19 protein-coding genes are annotated in these 15910 nt (G+C 69.9%); 12 read left to right on the top strand and 7 right to left on the bottom strand.

Annotation, left to right across the window (positions count from 1 at the left end):
• Window positions 1-563 precede the first annotated feature (563 nt).
• From JFB92_RS02110 to JFB92_RS02095, 4 genes are all read right to left on the bottom strand, one after another.
• Window positions 564-827, bottom strand: coding sequence for a GlsB/YeaQ/YmgE family stress response membrane protein (locus JFB92_RS02110; protein WP_199034408.1), 264 nt, complete (start codon window positions 825-827; stop codon window positions 564-566).
• 187 nt (window positions 828-1014) lie between these two features.
• Window positions 1015-1317: a hypothetical protein gene (locus JFB92_RS02105; protein ID WP_199034407.1), complete on the bottom strand. Its 303-nt coding sequence runs from the start codon at window positions 1315-1317 to the stop codon at window positions 1015-1017.
• Window positions 1318-1444: 127 nt separating this feature from the next.
• The gene (locus JFB92_RS02100) at window positions 1445-1723 is read right to left on the bottom strand and encodes an uberolysin/carnocyclin family circular bacteriocin (RefSeq protein ID WP_199034406.1); all 279 of its coding nucleotides are present in this window, start codon (window positions 1721-1723) and stop codon (window positions 1445-1447) included.
• Window positions 1724-2003: 280 nt separating this feature from the next.
• Window positions 2004-5003, bottom strand: coding sequence for an AfsR/SARP family transcriptional regulator (locus JFB92_RS02095; protein WP_199034405.1), 3000 nt, complete (start codon window positions 5001-5003; stop codon window positions 2004-2006).
• Between the two features lie 314 nt (window positions 5004-5317).
• Between JFB92_RS02095 and JFB92_RS02090 the strand changes: the two genes are divergently transcribed.
• From JFB92_RS02090 to JFB92_RS02040, 12 genes are all read left to right on the top strand, one after another.
• Window positions 5318-5647, top strand: coding sequence for a LuxR C-terminal-related transcriptional regulator (locus JFB92_RS02090; RefSeq protein ID WP_199034404.1), 330 nt, complete (start codon window positions 5318-5320; stop codon window positions 5645-5647).
• A gap of 247 nt (window positions 5648-5894) precedes the next feature.
• Window positions 5895-6455, top strand: a complete 561-nt coding sequence (locus JFB92_RS02085; protein ID WP_199034402.1) for a stage II sporulation protein M — start codon at window positions 5895-5897, stop codon at window positions 6453-6455.
• A 4-nt stretch (window positions 6456-6459) separates the two neighbouring features.
• Window positions 6460-7068 (top strand): hypothetical protein, encoded by a 609-nt coding sequence (locus JFB92_RS02080; protein ID WP_199034400.1) that lies wholly within the window; start codon window positions 6460-6462, stop codon window positions 7066-7068.
• Window positions 7069-7084: 16 nt separating this feature from the next.
• On the top strand, window positions 7085-8707 hold the full coding sequence (locus JFB92_RS02075; protein ID WP_199034398.1) for a hypothetical protein: 1623 nt from the start codon (window positions 7085-7087) through the stop codon (window positions 8705-8707).
• Complete coding sequence (locus JFB92_RS02070) at window positions 8659-9315, top strand: ABC transporter ATP-binding protein (RefSeq protein ID WP_199034396.1); 657 nt, start codon at window positions 8659-8661, stop codon at window positions 9313-9315. The genes JFB92_RS02075 and JFB92_RS02070 overlap by 49 nt, the downstream gene beginning before the upstream one ends.
• The gene (locus JFB92_RS02065; RefSeq protein ID WP_199034394.1) at window positions 9315-10244 is read left to right on the top strand and encodes an ABC transporter ATP-binding protein; all 930 of its coding nucleotides are present in this window, start codon (window positions 9315-9317) and stop codon (window positions 10242-10244) included. The genes JFB92_RS02070 and JFB92_RS02065 overlap by 1 nt, the downstream gene beginning before the upstream one ends.
• Window positions 10241-11041 carry a hypothetical protein gene (locus tag JFB92_RS02060; protein WP_199034386.1) on the top strand — a complete coding sequence of 267 codons (801 nt, stop codon included), beginning with the start codon at window positions 10241-10243 and terminating at the stop codon, window positions 11039-11041. The genes JFB92_RS02065 and JFB92_RS02060 overlap by 4 nt, the downstream gene beginning before the upstream one ends.
• A 14-nt stretch (window positions 11042-11055) precedes the next feature.
• Window positions 11056-11586 (top strand): hypothetical protein, encoded by a 531-nt coding sequence (locus tag JFB92_RS02055; protein ID WP_199034384.1) that lies wholly within the window; start codon window positions 11056-11058, stop codon window positions 11584-11586.
• The gene (locus JFB92_RS02050) at window positions 11583-12632 is read left to right on the top strand and encodes a peptidoglycan-binding protein (protein WP_199034382.1); all 1050 of its coding nucleotides are present in this window, start codon (window positions 11583-11585) and stop codon (window positions 12630-12632) included. The genes JFB92_RS02055 and JFB92_RS02050 overlap by 4 nt, the downstream gene beginning before the upstream one ends.
• A gap of 195 nt (window positions 12633-12827) precedes the next feature.
• Window positions 12828-12953, top strand: a complete 126-nt coding sequence (locus JFB92_RS25990) for a hypothetical protein (RefSeq protein ID WP_269847752.1) — start codon at window positions 12828-12830, stop codon at window positions 12951-12953.
• Window positions 12953-13696 carry an ABC transporter ATP-binding protein gene (locus tag JFB92_RS25170; protein WP_307788989.1) on the top strand — a complete coding sequence of 248 codons (744 nt, stop codon included), beginning with the start codon at window positions 12953-12955 and terminating at the stop codon, window positions 13694-13696. The genes JFB92_RS25990 and JFB92_RS25170 overlap by 1 nt, the downstream gene beginning before the upstream one ends.
• The gene (locus tag JFB92_RS02040) at window positions 13693-14889 is read left to right on the top strand and encodes an ABC transporter permease (RefSeq protein WP_199034378.1); all 1197 of its coding nucleotides are present in this window, start codon (window positions 13693-13695) and stop codon (window positions 14887-14889) included. Before JFB92_RS25170 ends, JFB92_RS02040 begins: the two co-directional genes overlap by 4 nt.
• A 260-nt stretch (window positions 14890-15149) precedes the next feature.
• Here JFB92_RS02040 and JFB92_RS02035 read toward each other — a convergent pair whose 3' ends face one another.
• The 3 genes from JFB92_RS02035 to JFB92_RS25165 form a co-directional block, all read right to left on the bottom strand.
• Window positions 15150-15353, bottom strand: a complete 204-nt coding sequence (locus JFB92_RS02035; protein WP_199034376.1) for a cold-shock protein — start codon at window positions 15351-15353, stop codon at window positions 15150-15152.
• A 76-nt stretch (window positions 15354-15429) separates the two neighbouring features.
• The gene (locus JFB92_RS25985; protein WP_269847751.1) at window positions 15430-15555 is read right to left on the bottom strand and encodes a hypothetical protein; all 126 of its coding nucleotides are present in this window, start codon (window positions 15553-15555) and stop codon (window positions 15430-15432) included.
• Between the two features lie 94 nt (window positions 15556-15649).
• Window positions 15650-15910, bottom strand: a 261-nt coding sequence (locus JFB92_RS25165; RefSeq protein WP_233162168.1) for a hypothetical protein, incomplete at its 5' end; no start/stop codon positions are given.

Below are 15910 nucleotides of genomic sequence, written 5' to 3'. Positions count from 1 at the left end.
GCCGCTCCTGCCATCCGGGGACAAGGCATCTGACGAGTTGTGAAGAGGGGAACCTGAGTAGCGTCTATGAATGTGTATAGCGCCGACAATGGCACCAGGCTACTACGCCGGACATACACGTCCAGCGTTTTCCGAATGTTTCTCGAAAAAACTTCGATCAATTCCCATTATATTCCTCTATATGAGAACTGGCTGAATAAAGTCCGTGCAGTTGCTGAGCATTGAATCGGCGCACCAACGGACATAGATTCACACACATGCCAGCATCAACATGGAGATCACAGGCAGACGCCGAGAATACGATTCGCTTCACTTCGCAGCCGGATGAATTGCGCGAATACTACACAGGCTATTGTGCGATAGCCATAAGAAAACGGATTCCGAATAGTCTGCGATCCGAGGCCGAACCAGCCGCAGTTCCGCGGCCTACTCGGCGAAGTAAACCCGAAGACGCTCGACAATAGGCCCGGCGCTCCACGGGAGGGGCCGGCCCGCGTCGAGACCGCCGCGCCTTCGGTGCGTCGGACGAAGTCCTCCGGAATAGCCGGGCCGCCCGTGCCCGGTCAGGTCCTGGTCCGCCGCCGGGACTGGACGATCCCCTCGGCGACCCCGACGAGCAGGACCGCCGCCACGACCGCCGCGATGAAGCCCACGACGTTGAGCTCGAAGATGTCGCCGGTGCCGAGCAGGTTCGCGATCGTCCCTCCGATGACGGAGCCGACCAGGCCCAGCACCAGAGTGGCGATGATCCCGAGCTTCTGCTTGCCCGGGACGATGAGACGCGCGAGAGCACCGATGATGAGCCCCGCGACGATGAATCCGATCATGTTGACCACTGCTTTCCGTTCGCGCCCCTCAGGGCCGTCGGACCGGTTTCTCCGGTTCCCTCAGCTCCAGGGATAACCCGCTTCCGCCGCCGTCAACCGGACTGTCCGTGCCATTCTGCCACCGGCCGGCGCCGCCGCACCCGGATTCGGCCCGCGAACGGGATCGAGTCGTGGCCGCGGCCGTCGCTCAGGATCCGGAGACGAAGAGGACCGTGGCGACTCCCGCGCTCACGACTCCCAGGCCGACCACTGAGAGGGTGATCGCGAGCAGCGGTCCCTTGGCCTCGACGGCCTTGACGATCTGGGTGAGCGCCACCGCGGCCACCAGGAGGGAAGCGAGGATCCACACCGAGTAGCGCGCCTCGCGGCCCAACTCCTCGCTGAAGCCGGTCAGCGCGATGGTCACGGCCGCCACGACGGCGACCAAGCCGACCAGGACGAACGCGACGGCCTTCATGGTCTGCGGTCGGGGGCCTTCGGAGGTCATCATTCGCGATTCCTTTCCGGTTATTGCGGTGTCGGGTCGCCGACCGCTACTGGGGCGGCCGCTCGACCCGGCGCGCCGGACGCACCGAGATCATGGAACTCGGCACCTCCGGCACGCCAGGTCGCGGTTGCTACGCGATCGCGATGTTGCGGCCCGACGACGAGATGATGGCGATCACCGTGGCGGCGATCGCCCCGATGATGCCGGCGCCGAAGATGATGATGACGGCGCGCAGCGCCCATCCACCGGCTGCGATCGCCGAGACGATCTGAGTGGCGGCGGCGGTGGAGATGCCGAGGGTGCCCACGACCCACATCAGGGCGGCACCTCCGACGAACGTGCCGACGACGCTGAGTGCACCGACTGCGAGCAGAATTGTCGCTCGCTTCTTGTTGATTGTGAGGTCCATGTGTTTCATCCTCTCTGAGCTGGGGACCCGCGCCCATCGTGTCCACTGGTGCGAATCGGGTCCTCATTGGGTGATTTTCGGGCTTCTCAGCCACGCCCCCTCAGTCTGGCCCCATGACCTGCCAGTCCGCAAGGGACGCCCCCTCGAACGGATCATCTGTGTCACGTGGCGAGCCTGCGGGGTCACGCGGTCGCCCGGCGAGCCGAACCGGATCGGCGGCTAACAGTTCGACTGCGATGCAAGACCGATCCGGGTCCGCTGGAACCGCGAAGCGCCGACCTCAGCCGAGTCCGTCGAGCCGGGCCCGGACTTCGTCGGCGCCCGGGAGACCGAGGTGCCGATAGATCGCCAGCGCGTGATTCCACTGCTCGCGGGCTTCCTCGAGCTCGTCGAGGTCGAGATGGCATTGCCCGAGGGCGCTGTGCGCGCGGGCGCGGTCTCGCGGCTGTTCGAGGATTCCGGTCAGGTCGACGGCCCGACGCAGGTGTTCGATCGCCTGGTGCGGGCGTCCGGACGCGCGCAGGATCTGCGCCATCGCGTGATGGGCCTGCGATTCTCCATTGCGATCACCGATGTCGCGAGCCGTGTCCAGGGCCCGACGGACGTGCTCGAGCGATTCGGTGTACTCGCCCAGTCCGAGCCAGGCGCGTCCGGCCGCGCTCAGGGCGAGGCCCTCGGCCGAGCGAAAGCCCGCCTCGCGCAGCAGCTCAAGAGCCACATGCAGATCGTTCAGCGCCTCCTTGTATCGCGCCATCTCCACATGGATGATGCCGAGCACGTGATACGCCTCGGCGGTTCGCAGGCGGTCGTCGCGCTCGCGAGCCAGATCAAGCCCCTGCCGGGCGTAGGTGCGGGCATGCTCGAACTCGTCCACATAGAGCGCCAGGTGGGCCAGGGCTCCGAGCACATCCGTCTTTCCCACCGAGTCGCCGACCTCGTCGTAGAGCGCCAGCGCCTGTCGGAGCCGCTCGTGCGCTTCGGAGTAGCGGGCCACCTCCGCCAGCGCTATGCCGAGGTTGTAGAAGATGCGGGCGCGCAGGTCACGGTCGTCGGCGTCGGTCAGGCACGACAGCGCTCGGTTGTAGGAGTCGAGGGCGGCGGCATGGTCGCTCATGCTGTATTGGGTGGCGCCGAGGTGCCGAAGCGCTCGTGCCTCTCCGACGCGGTCACCGCGTTGACGGGCGGCGCGCAGGTGATGCCCGTGCAGTCTCAGCGCCAGCGAGTAGTGGGCATTGTTCTCGAGGTAGCGATGCAGGTATGTCGAGAAGCGGCTCGCATGGTCGGGCCGGCGGCCGTCGATCGCGTGGTCGGCCAGCGCGACGAGGTTCGGCAACTCGGTGTCCAGCCAGTCCGTGGCCCGGCCGAAGTCGAACGACGGGGTGGCGGTGGCGACCGGCGGCGGCGCGGGACGGCGGGGGCGTTCGTCCGGCGCGTACAGGTTCATGGCCTCACCGGCCGCACTCAGGTAGAAGGAGAGGAGGCGTTCCATCGCCGCATCGCGGGCGGACGCCGATTCGTCGCGGTCGGCCGTCTCGACGGCGTGGGCCCGGATCAGATCGTGGAAGGCGAAGCGGCCGAAGGCGGGACATTGCAGCAGGTGGGCGTCCGCCAGCCATTCGAGCTGGTTCTGGGCGTCGCCGACCGCGATGCCGGCCAGGGCCGCCGCGGCATGGGCGTCGAAGTCCGCGCCCGGGTGGAGCCCCAGCAGCCGGAACAGCCGCCGCAGGCGGTCGTCCAGGTGCCGGTAGGCGATCTCGAACGACGCGGCGATACTGTGCCGCCCGGTGCCCAGCTTGGCCGGGTTCCCCCGTTCCCGCGCCCACGCCAGGAAGGCGTCCAGAGTCCATGACGGACGGTCGCGCAGCCGGGCCGCCAGCATCCGTATGCCGAGCGGCAGCCGCCCGCACCATTCCACCGCCTCGGAGACCAGCTCCGGCGGCTCCGCGTCGAGCCGTCCCGGACCGGTGGAGGTGCGCAGCAATGTCGTCGCGTCCTCGACGGACAGCACGTCCAGGGACACCCCCACCGCATCCTCCAGTTCGCCGAGGCGGCGGCGGCTGGTGACCAGCACCAGGCAGTCGGCCGCGGGCGGCAGCAGCGGCCGCACCTGGTCGGCAGACGCGGCGTTGTCCAGCAGCAGCAGGTAGCGCTTCTCGGTCATGCAGGATCTCCAGAGGCCGACCCGCTCGGCGGCCCCGGTCGGGATCTGCTCGCCCTGCACCCCTATGGCGCGCAGGAGGCGGTCCAGGGCCGCCTGAGCCGACATCGGTTCGACTCCCGGGGTGAACCCGTGGAGGTCGATGAAGAGCTGGCCGTCGGGGAACCGGTCGGAAAGCAGATGCGCGGCGTGCACGGCCAGGGCCGTCTTGCCCACTCCGGCCATGCCGTCGATCGCGCCTATGACGATCTTTCCGGGATGCCTTCCCAGATGGTCCGCCGCCGACACCACGCGCCGCAGCTCGACCTCGCGCCCGGTCAACGGGGACAGGCTCGGCGGCAACTGCGCGGGCTTCGGCGGAGGCGCGGATTCGGTCCGGGCGCGCTCTGCTTCGACCGGAGGTCGGTCACCTGGCAGGGGCAACTCCGGCTCGGCGGAGAGGATCCGCCGGTGGGTCTCCTGGAGCTCGTGTCCTGGAAGGACTCCGAGTTCCTCATCGAAGCGGCGGTAGGCGGTCTGAAAGACCTCCAGCGCTTCGACCTGGCGCCCGGAGCGGTACAGCGCCACCATCAGCAGGACGCACAGGCGCTCCCGGTAGGGATGCTCGCTGACCAGCTGCTGCAGCTCGGCGATGAGTTCGACATGTCGGCCGAGCCGAAGCTCGGCCTCGAGGCACGCCTCCAACGCGGTGGATCGGCGTTCGGCCAACCGGTCGGCCTCGGATTCGATCGACGGAGCCGATGGGCAGTCGGCGAACGCCGGACCGCGCCACAGCTCCAGCGCCTGCCGCAGCACCCCCGCCGCCCGCTCGTGCTCTCCGGCCTCGAGCGCGGTCGATCCGGCCGTGGCCAGCGAGTCGAAGGTGCCGACATCCGAATCGCGCTGCTCCAGCACGAGGCGGTATCCCTGGTTCACCGTCTCGATGACGTCGGCGCCGAACAGACCGCGCAGCCGCGACACCAGCAGTCGCACCTGACCGACAGGATCACCGGGCGGCGTCTCGCCCCACAGCTGGTCGATGAGGCGATCCAATGAGACCGGCGCACCGGAGGCGGCCAGCAGAATGGCCAGCAGCGCCCGCTGCTTGGGCGCACGGACCGGCACCCAGCGGTCCTTACTCATGACTTCCATTGTCCCCAGTGCCTTCAGCCACATGACGGCCTCCTGCGAATCAGCTGCCGCATGTCTCATATCGCCAGTGAACCACGCGGATACGACGAACACAGCTCGGACATAGGTGAATGATATTCCACTTTGCCATGATCACCGCAACCGGAAATGCCCTCACCACCCGGTGCGTCGGCGGCCGCCGGCCCCACCCACGAGCCGAATCCTGCGCGGCACCGACGGAACGACCACCGATGAAACCCCACCGGTCTCATCGGCCGCTTCGAACGAATTCCATCGCTCTCTCCCCCTTGTTAGGAGACGCACGGATGGCCGATTCCGTCTACCCCGATCTCGCCCCGAACGATTTCGTCACCCCTCGTCAGCGCCAGATACTGCTCTATCTGGTACGAGGAATGACCAGAGAAGCAATAGCGAGCAACCTCTATCTGTCCCGCAGCACCGTGAATCGCGACATTCGGGATATGTCCGCGATTCTCGGCGCCCCTTCACCCGAAGCACTGGGGGCACTCGCATACCGCGAAGGATTCCTCTCTGAAGGACATCTCGATTTTCTCAAGAGCTCCACTCACCGCGACGCCGGCGAGAATATGCGCGAACCGGCGGACCGCATGGCGATTCGACCGCGCAACCGTTGACCACTTCGGCTCCCGTTCGGTTCCGCGTCTTGTGCCGAGTGTCGGGTCCGGAAAGAATTCCATTCGTCCGGGAGTCCAACTCGGACGAGCATCCGGAGCCCGCCAGGGCGATGGACACGAACCGCGACGGTCCACGACGACGAGAGGACGGGGTTCATGAGGCCCGATGCCACCCAGAGGTACACGCCGGGAGCCCCGGCCCCCGGGCTCGTCGACACCGCCGCGGCCGACTAGGGCGCTGATATCCGTGACGCTCACTGGAATGGCCGGGCTCCCCAAGGACCGCGCCTCACTGGCCGCGGCGCTGGCGAGCCTGGCCGTCTTCACCGCCGGTGCGACCGTCGGCTACATCGCGCTGGCGGACGTGGAGCTCTTCGCCCGGGCCACCGCCGAATCCGAGCCCGCCATGTCGCCATGGGCCATCCTGGGCCAGAATCTGGGCGCGATCCTGTTCATGTTCTCGGGCGCCGTCACCTTCGGACTGACCACCCTCGTCGGTCTCGCCATGCTCTCGGCCTACGTCGGGGCGACCATGGCCGTCGGCATCGGCAACGTCGGACTGGCCCGCCTCGTGAGCGATACGGGGATGTACGCCCCGATCGAGTTCCTCGGATGCCTCGTCGCAGCGGCGGCCGGACTCTACCCGGCCTTCACCGTGATCGGCGCGGTCTTCGCGGATCGGGAACGCCCGCAGCTGCTCCACTCCTATCTCAACTCGCTGTACGGCTCCCTCAAGATCTTCGCCCTCGCCGCGGCGCTCATCGTCTCGGCGGCCGCCATCGAAGCAATCGTCCTAGCGATCAGGTAGCGATATGAACTCTGAACCAATGAGCGGCCCCGCCCCCTCGCCCTCCGGCGTCGGCGCGGCCCCGCGCCCCGACGACCTCCCCGAGCCGGATGCGAAGCCGGCACCGGCCACCAGCCGGTTCCTCTGGTTCGGCGCCTACGCGCTGGTGGTACTGCTGACGGCCCTCCGGGCGCCGCAGGCGTACGCCCATGTGAGCGACCGGGTTCCCTCCGAGTTGTCCGAGGGAATCGACGACGCCGACATGCAGTCCCTGGCCCTCCGCAGCGCGGTCCTCATCGGAGTGATCGTGACGGCGTTCACCGTCGCCGTCTACTTCGTGCTCGCGGCGATGCTGGAGAAGAAGGTCTTCACCGCCAGGAAGACCCTGCGCGGCCGGGCGTCGTTCGGGCTCTTCTTCCTGATCATGGTGCTGTGCTTCGTGCCCACGCAGGCCGCCGGCCTGGCATTCGACGTCGTCCCCCGGGAGAGCCTGTACTACTACGCCTACATCCTCGCCGTCGCCATAGCGGCCCCGTGGGTCTTCCGCGGAGTCTGGAAGGGCCTGCCGGCCCGGAAGATCGCCATCCTGTTCACCGCCTCGATCGCCATGGCGTCCCTGACCGGCATCGGATGACCGGAGGAGCGCCCCGATGTTCAGCGTCCGACCCAGGACCGACGGCGCGAGCGGGAACGGAACCGGTCCCCGGATGACCTCGACGACGGCAACGGCCGAACCCTCGCGGGCTGAACCGGATCCGGAAGCACGGCCGCCACGGAACCCCGCGTTTCGCAGGCTGGCCGCGGTCCTTGACTTCCATCACTTCGAGACGCTCGCTTCGCTGCGGTTGCGGCTGTCGCTGCGCGCCTTCAAGGTCCTGGCGGTGTCCCTGTCGCTGGCCGGACTGGTGGCGCTCCTGGTCGCGTCCACCGGCGTCTTCGCTCTGACGCGGGCGCTGCTGGCCGACCAGCCCGGTTCCGTGCACGGCCTCACCGTCATGTTCTGCGTCGGCAACCTCTACGCCGCGGCCGGCTACCTCCTCCGGGAAGCCATGTCGCAGCGCAGGTTCGCGGTCGCCAACTCGCCGAACACCGGCCTGTTCAGGGCGCTCGACATCCCGGCGCGCGAAGTCCTCATCGTCTACTGCTGGCTGCGCGCGACGGTCTACTACCTGGCGCTGCTGGTGGTCACCGCCGTGTTCACGTTCGTATTCGACGCGTCCCCGGCGGTGCTGCTGACGCCGGTGTCGATGCATGTGGCGACCCTGGCGATCGCGACCAGGTCGGCGCTGCGGCGCACCAGACCGCGACCGGTTCCCGCCTCCGGCTGGGCCGCCCTGGGCGCCGTGAGCTTCGCCCTGGGCTACTGCACCGCCCGCTACGTGCTCGGCCCGATCCGCGAGTCCGGACTGGCCTCGTCGTTCGGGCCTGCCGAGGCCGAACGGCTGGTGGTCGGGATCGGCGCGGCATCGGCGCTCACCGCGGTCTGCCTGGCCGTCCGGCTGGGGTTCGACTTGCGGCGTCTCGGCGCGGACTCCTTCACCGTCCAACTGGCAGCGCCCCGGTCGGCCACTTCGCGGCGCGGGCGACTCCTCACCGGGACACACCCGATCGCCGGAATCCTCGACCGCGAACTGGCCGCCAGTGCGATACACCCGCTGATACGCAAAATCTTCGGATTCCTGCTCATGGCGCTGCTCGCCTGCCTCGGCGTGCTCGCCTCGGGAACCGGACTGCTGCCCGTGGAGGGATTCGGGGGCCGGGCGTCGACGATCGCCCACGCGCTGGTACTGGCTACCGCGTTGGGCATGACCGAGTTGATCCTGCGCGCGGCCGGGCCGGCGACCTTCGCCGCGCAGTTTCGATTCGCCTGGGAGGCCGGACTGCGGCCCTGGGGCATCGCCTCTGCCGCGGCCACCTGCTACCTGCTGCCCGTCGCCGCCCTGGGGGCGGGCTCCGCGCTGCTGCTCTTGCAGCTCGCCGGCCCGGCGATCGCGCTCGCCGGGCCGGTCGGCGCGGCCGTCGCGGCGGGCGCCGCCTCGCTGCTCGCCGAATGGGCGATCGCCCCGCCGCGCAACTCCGACGGCTCGGCGGCGCCGAACACCGTCGGCGCGCTGGCCGCCCTGATCCTGTCCGCTCCGGTCCTGTTCCTACTCGCACTCGCATCGCCGGTCGGCGGACTGGCCGCCGCCGGCTACGGAATCTGCCTGATTGGAGGCGCGATCGCATGCATTCGACACCGCATACTGACCCTGCCGTCGACATCGTCGACCTGACGGTCGGCTACGAGACGGACAAGCCGGTCCTCGATGGCTTCTCCTCCTCGTTCGGCCGCGGCGCACTGACGCTGGTCCGGGGAGAGAACGGTTCGGGGAAGTCGACCCTCGTGGAGCTGTGCAGCGGCTACCTCAAGCCGTGGCGCGGCGAGGTGCGCGTGGCCGGCCGCGCCGCTTCGAGTCCGGCAGCCCGCCGGAACCGGCGGGTGTGCCGGACCGATCCGGCCCTGTACCCGCACATGACCGTGCGCGACCACCTGGTGTTCGCCGCCCGCTGCGCCGGGATCGACGCGGGCCCGGGCCTCGCCCGCGCCGAGCGGTACGGCCTCGGCCCCTGGATGGACGACGACGCCGGCGCCCTCTCCACCGGGAACCGGCGCAAAGTCTGGCTGACGATGTGCACCTTGGGCGACTTCGAAGTGGCGGTGCTCGACGAGCCGTTCAACGGACTCGACGCCGACGGCCGCGACCTGCTGTGCGATGAAATGCGCGCCTGGTCGGCCGACGCCGCGGTCGTACTGGTCGCCCACGCGCCGCCCGCGGCGCTCACTCCCGACCGGGTCCTGGACCTCGACGGTCCCGGCGCCTCGATCGCGAAGGGGGACTGATGGCGGTCATAGAAGCCCGCGGGCTGAGCAAGACCTTCGGCGACAAGCCCGCCGTGCAAGACGTGTCGTTCCGCGTCGAGCCGGGACGCGTCACCGGCTTCCTGGGCCCGAACGGCGCCGGCAAGTCCACGACCATGCGGCTGATGCTCGCCCTCGACGAAGGCCGAGGCACGACCACGTTCGACGGTTCGCGCTACCGCGACCTGCCCGATCCGATCCGGCGGGTCGGGGCCCTGCTCGACACCGGAGCCTTCCACCCGCGCCGGTCCGCCCGCAACCACCTGCGCATGATCGCCGCCGGCTCCGGAGTCGAGGCCGGCCGGGTCGACGAGGTCCTCGAACTGGTCGGCCTGGGCACCGTCGCCCGCGCCCGCCCCGGCGGGTACTCGCTCGGCATGGCCCAGCGCCTCGGCCTCGCCTCCGCCATGCTCGGCCGTCCCGACACCCTCATCCTCGACGAGCCGGCCAACGGCATGGACCCGCAGGGCATGCGCTGGCTGCGCGACTTTTTGAAGCAGTACGCCTCCGAAGGGAACGCCGTCCTGGTCTCATCGCACCTGCTCTCAGACCTCGAGGCGTTCGCCGAGCACGTGATCGTGATCGGTCAGGGCCGCATCATCGCCGACGCCTCGCTCGACGAATTCGTCCGCAGCCACGGACTGGAGACGGTGCAGGTCCGCAGCGACACGCCGGACCGGCTCACCGAGGCCCTCACCGGCGCCGGCGGCTCGGTCACGGACCGCTCGGACGACCTGCTGCTGGTCACCGGACTGTCCCGACGGGAGGTCGCCGAGGCGGCCGCGTCCCACCATTGCCCGGTCCACGAGCTGTTCACCACCACCGGCACGCTCGAGCAGGCGTTCCTACGGGTCTCCGCGGACAGCGTCGACTTCGACGCCCGCGACACCGAAGCCGGAGGCACCGCATGACGGCCGCGGCGCTCTCGTACGAGTGGACCCGGATGCGCACGCTCCGCTCCACCTGGATCCTGGCCGGCACCGCGGTGGCCGCCACCGCGGTCGTCGCCTGGGGCTATGCCGAAACGGTGCGCGGGATGCTCGGCCTCGGCATCGAGGTCGGCCCCCTCGAATCGCTGATGCTGGTCGTCGGCGGATCCTCGCTCGCCCCGGTGATGGCGGGGACCATCGGCGTGCTGGCGGTCGGCGGCGAGTACCGCCACCGGACGCTGCGCACCACGCTGCTGGTCACACCGAATCGGGCGGCGGCACTGGGCGCCAAGGCACTCGTCGTCACCGCCCTCGCCGTCGCGTTCGCCGTCGCCGGGCTCGCCTCGGCCTGGGCCGTGGCGCTCGCCGTGCTGACCGGATCGTCCGAACCGGCCGCTCCGGCCGCCGAGTTCGCGCAGTTCCATGTCGGACAGATCATGCTGGTCGTCGGCTGGGGCCTGCTCGGCCTCGCGATCGCCGTGATCGTCCGCTCCCAACTGCTGGCCCTGGGGGCGATCCTGCTGCTGCCGTACGCGGTCGAGCCGACGCTCCGCACGGTCGGGCAGTTGGCCGGACACGGATGGCTCGAAACGGCGGCCGCCTACCTGCCCTTCGCCGCCGGATCGGCCATGGCCGACGTCTCGGCCGGAGGCGCGGGCACCCTGCTCTCACCGGCCTCGTCGCGGGCGGACCCGCTGCTCGGCGGCCTGGTCTTCTTCGCGGTCATAGCCGTGCTCGGCACGGCCGCGGTCATGAATTTCCGAAGACAAGACGTGTGAGAAAGGAGCGAACGATGACCAACCGAGAGGCGCGCCTCGGCCGGACGGCCGGCTGGGCATTGACCATATTGTTCGCCGCGGGAGCCTGCGGCGGCGACGACGACGGAGACCCGGTCGCCACCGCCGGAGGAGACGACGAGTCCGAGTCGACCGCGTCCGTCGAGGCCGATGAGGAGTCCTTGGCGTTCGCCGAATGCATGCGCGACAACGGTGTCGACATGCCCGATCCCGAACCCGGCCTCGAAGGGCTGATGGAGGCCCTCAACGCCCAATCGGGCGAGTACGACGATGCGGCCGTCAACGACGCCCTCGACGCCTGCGAAGACCTGATGCCGTCCTACGCCGACGAACCGGAGACCCCGATCGACGAGGAGGCCCTGCTCGAGCACAACGAGTGCCTGCGAGAACAGGGAATCGAGGTCTCGGACGACCTGACGGACACCGAGCGGTTCGAGGACGCCGACCCCGACGAGCTGACAGCGGCACTGGAGGCATGCGACCACGTCTTCGACGGCGGTGAGGGCACGGCTGGAGACGACCAGTGAAGAAGTCGGTGCTCACCTCGGTGCTCAGCGTCATCGCCGCCGGTACGGCGTTGGCCGCCTTCCAGATCCACGTCTCCGCCGACACCGAGGAGACCAGCGCCGACGAAGAACCGGTGCCGACGGCCACGATCGAGCGCGGCTCCATCAGCGCGACCGAGACCTGGAGCGGCACCCTCGGTTTCGGCGCCGCGACCACTGTGGAGACCGTCGTGTCCGGCACCGTCACCCGCGCTCCCGAGGTCGGCGCGCGGCTCCATCCCGGCGACGCGCTGATCCACGTCGACGAGACGCCGGTGACCCTGCTTGACGGCGACCTCCCCATGTACCGCGACCTCGGGCCCGGCGACCGGGGCGCCGACGTGGAGCAGCTCGAGCGGAACCTGTCCGAGCTCGGCTACCAGGGGTTCACCGCCGACGACGAGTACACCTGGCTCACCGCCGAAGCGGTGCAGCGGTGGCAGGAGGACCTCGGCGTGGAGCGGTCCGGGAGGGTCGCGCACGGAGCGGTGGTCTTCGTCGCCGGGCACCGGCGCGTCGACCGTCTGCACGTCCAGGTCGGCGACAGCGTGCGAGGCGGTGAGGCCATCGTCGACCTGACCGGCGGCGACCGCGTGGCGAGCCTCGAGATCGACGTCGACGAGCGGGAACGGGCCGAGCCCGGAACCGCGGTCGCGGTCGCGCTGCCCGGCGGCGAAACGATACCCGGAACCGTCAGCGCCGTCCGCGTCGTCGAATCCGAGTCCGACGACGCCCCCGACGCCGAGCCGATCGCCCAGATCGAGGTGGCCCTCGACGGCGACGTGCCCGACGACCTCCTCGACGCGCCGGTGGAGGTGATCGTCACCGTCGAAGAACGCGCGGACGTGCTCCTGGTTCCGGTGTCGGCGCTCCTGGCGCTCTCCGAGGGCGGCTACGGCCTCGAACTCCTCGACGGCGAAACCGGATCCATCGTGTCGGTCACGACCGGGCTCTTCGGCGACGGCATGGTCGAAGTCTCCGGAGCGGGTCTCGCCGAGGGCGACGTGGTGGCGGTGGCGGGCCGATGAGGACTCCCGCGCGCATGAAACGGCGCCTCGCCCGCTTGCGCCTCCGGCCCGAGCGCCCCGAAGACCATCGCGAGCGGCGCACCGGCCTACGAAGACGTCGCCACTCCGGGTCCGAGACCCGGAGCGACGAGGGCCTGACGCAGGACATCTTGGACACGAACTGCGTCAGGCCACACCCACGAGAGGATGTACCTCATGGAACTCCAGAATATCAAGAGGAACGGCCTCCAGCCCCTGGCCGCCGGGCCGATCGGCCCGCCCCCGGCCTCGACCGATCCACTGGTCAGCGAGGTCGGCGACGACTCCGCCGCCCTCCGGTAGTGGAGGCCGACGCCGCGGCGCGGGCCGCCGGGACGCGCACGGACCCGCCCGCACCCGCCGAACCGGTGGTCCAGCTGACCGGCGTCGGCCGCACCTACCCCGGCTCGCCCCCGGTCCGCGCCCTGCAGGAGGTGGACCTGACGGTGGCCCAAGGCGAACTGGTCGCGATCGTCGGCCCCTCCGGCTCGGGCAAGTCGACGCTGCTCCACATCGTCGGCGCTCTCGACCGCGCCGACGAAGGGACGGTGCGGATCGACGGCCACGACGTCGCCGCGTGCGGCGACCGGAGGCTGTCGGCGCTGCGCGCGCACCGGCTCGGTTTCGTCTTCCAGCAGTTCTTCCTCGACGCCGCCTCCTGCGCGCTGGACAATGTCGCCGACGGACTGCTGTACACGGGCACGCCCCGCCGCGAGCGCCGCGACGCCGCGGCCGCGGCCCTGGGCCGTGTCGGCCTCTCGGACCGGCTCGACCACCGGCCGGGCGAGCTCTCGGGCGGCCAGCGCCAGCGGGTGGCCGTCGCCCGCGCCCTCGTCGGGGGTCCGTCCCTGCTGCTGGCCGACGAGCCGACCGGGGCGCTCGACACCGAGACGGGCCGTTCCGTCCTCGACCTGTTCGGGGAGCTCAACCGCGACGGCACCGCGATCGTCGTGATCACCCACGACCGCGACGTCGCCGCCGCCTTCCCCAGGCGGGTGCGGCTCGGCGACGGGCGCATCGAAGCCGATGAAGGGACCGGGCGATGAGCCGAGACCTGCGGCCGTCCCGGCTGCTCGCGCGCGACGTCGCCGGAGTGGCCGCCGCCGGGATGCGCGCCAGGCCGCTCCGCGCGGTGCTCGCCGCGCTCGGCATCGCCGTGGGCATCGCGGCCATGGTCACGGTGGTCGGCATCTCGGCCTCCAGCCATGCCGAGGTGGACGCCCGCCTCAAGGAGCTGGGAACCAACCTGCTGACCGTCAGCCCCGGGCAGACCCTGGACGGCGCCGAAGCGAGCCTCCCGTTCGAGAGCATCGACATGGTCGAGCGAATCGGACCGGTGGACGCCGTCGCCGCCACCGGCGCGGTCGAGGCGAAGGTCTACCGCACCGACCTGATCGACCCCGACTTGAGCAACGGCATCACCGTCCGGGCCGCCACAGTGGAGCTGCTCGAGACGGTCGGCGCGAGCCTCGGAGAAGGACGGTTCCTCGACCGGGCGCTGGAGGAGTTCCCGGTGGTGGTCCTGGGCGCCACGACCGCCGATCGGCTCGGCATCGCCGAGGCCGACGGCAGCGTCGCCGTCTGGCTCGGCGAGGAGTGGTTCACCGTCATCGGGGTCCTCGATCCCGTCCCGCTCGCGCCCGAGCTCGACGACTCGGCTCTCGTCGGCTGGCCGGCGGCCGAGGCCCTCCTGGGATTCGACGGCGCCCCCACGACGATCTACGAGCGCTCCCCCGAGTCCACGGTGGCCGCCGTGCGCGAGGTGCTCCCCGCTACGGCCAACCCGGCCCACCCCGAGGAGGTCTCCGTCAGCCGCCCCTCCGAGGCGCTCGCGGCCCAAGCGGTCGCCGACCGGACACTGACGGCGCTGCTGCTGGCCCTCGGCGGGGTGGCCCTGCTCGTCGGCGGCATCGGCGTGGCCAACACCATGGTCATCGCCGTCCTGGAGCGCCGCAGCGAGATCGGGCTGCGCCGGTCGCTCGGCGCGACCCGCCGGCACATCCGCCTGCAATTCCTCGGGGAGTCGGTCCTGCTGGCCGGCCTCGGCGGGTTCGCCGGCGCGGTCCTGGGAACCGCCGCCACGGCCGTCTACGCGGGCGCCCGCGGCTGGCCGTTCGTGGTTCCGCTGTGGGTGATCGGCGCGACCACCGCGGCCACCATCGCCGTCGGCATGATCGCCGGTTCCTATCCGGCCGCGAGGGCCGCGAGAACCGCACCCACCGCCGCCCTCAACGCTTAGCGAAGCCGGACCGAGTGCAGCGGGAAACCCGGACCGTCAACGGGCCGGGCCGGGCCGGGCCGTCCGTCGGCACCGCTTCGGCGCCGGTCGAACTATTGTGCCGCGATCGCGTCCCGCAGCGGTTCGGCCGCCGCGGCCGGTTCCGCGCCGGGGACCCGGTCTTCGAGCAAGTGGTTCAGCGTCCGCATGCGTCGATTCTTCGAGTCCACGGATGGTCGAAGCGGTGTGTTCGAGTACCGCTCCGACCGACCGGGACCGGGTCAGATCACCCGGATGTTCGTGGCCTGCGGGCCCTTCTGGCCCTGCTCGACGTCGAACTCGACCTTCTGGGATTCCTCGAGGTCACGACGCCCCGACCCCTCGATCGCGGAGAAGTGCGCGAACACGTCCGCGGAGCCGTCGTCGGGCTCGATGAAGCCGAAGCCTTTGTCGCCGTTGAACCATTTGACAGTGCCTGTTGCCATTTCAGTACTCCTGATTTGTTGGGGACCGCTGAGACGGTCCTCGTTCGAATCGCGCCGATGTCGTCGACGCGGAAGTTCAAGACGCGCAGAAGAGCGCGTTCGGCGTGTCCCGCACCGCGGTCAACTCGAGGTCGAGGGCGGCGCGTGCGCCGTCGAAGGTCTTATAGGCGCCGAGGTCCTGGGCGTGGGGGCCGTAGAGCACGTGATCGGGTCCGCTGAGCGCTACGAACCCGGCGAACTCGCCGTCGAGCGTCGCGGCGTAGATGTCGTCGGAGGCGCGCTTCCAGCGGATACGGCTATGCGGGGCGGAATGCGTTGAGGTTGCAGTGATGATGACCTGATTCGTCGAAAGTACAGAAACGTCGCCTCGTCACGTGACCGGCGACATTGAGAAGACCCAGAGGAATTTCAAGTGGCGGCGTACTGGAATGGCGCAGATGCCACGGCCGCGGTTGAACTTCATCGGTGGTTGCGGCTGTCAGCACCGCAATCTTCAGCGAACAGTACACCATCGCGAGCAGCAGAGCACAGGGGCGGCGCGGCCTGACGGCCGCGCC

It is taken from the genome of Glycomyces salinus, assembly GCF_016428645.1.
In the GTDB taxonomy this organism is placed as follows: domain Bacteria; phylum Actinomycetota; class Actinomycetes; order Mycobacteriales; family Micromonosporaceae; genus Glycomyces; species Glycomyces salinus.
Note: the sequence above shows the minus strand (reverse complement) of the source record. Positions and strands in the feature narration are given on the sequence as shown.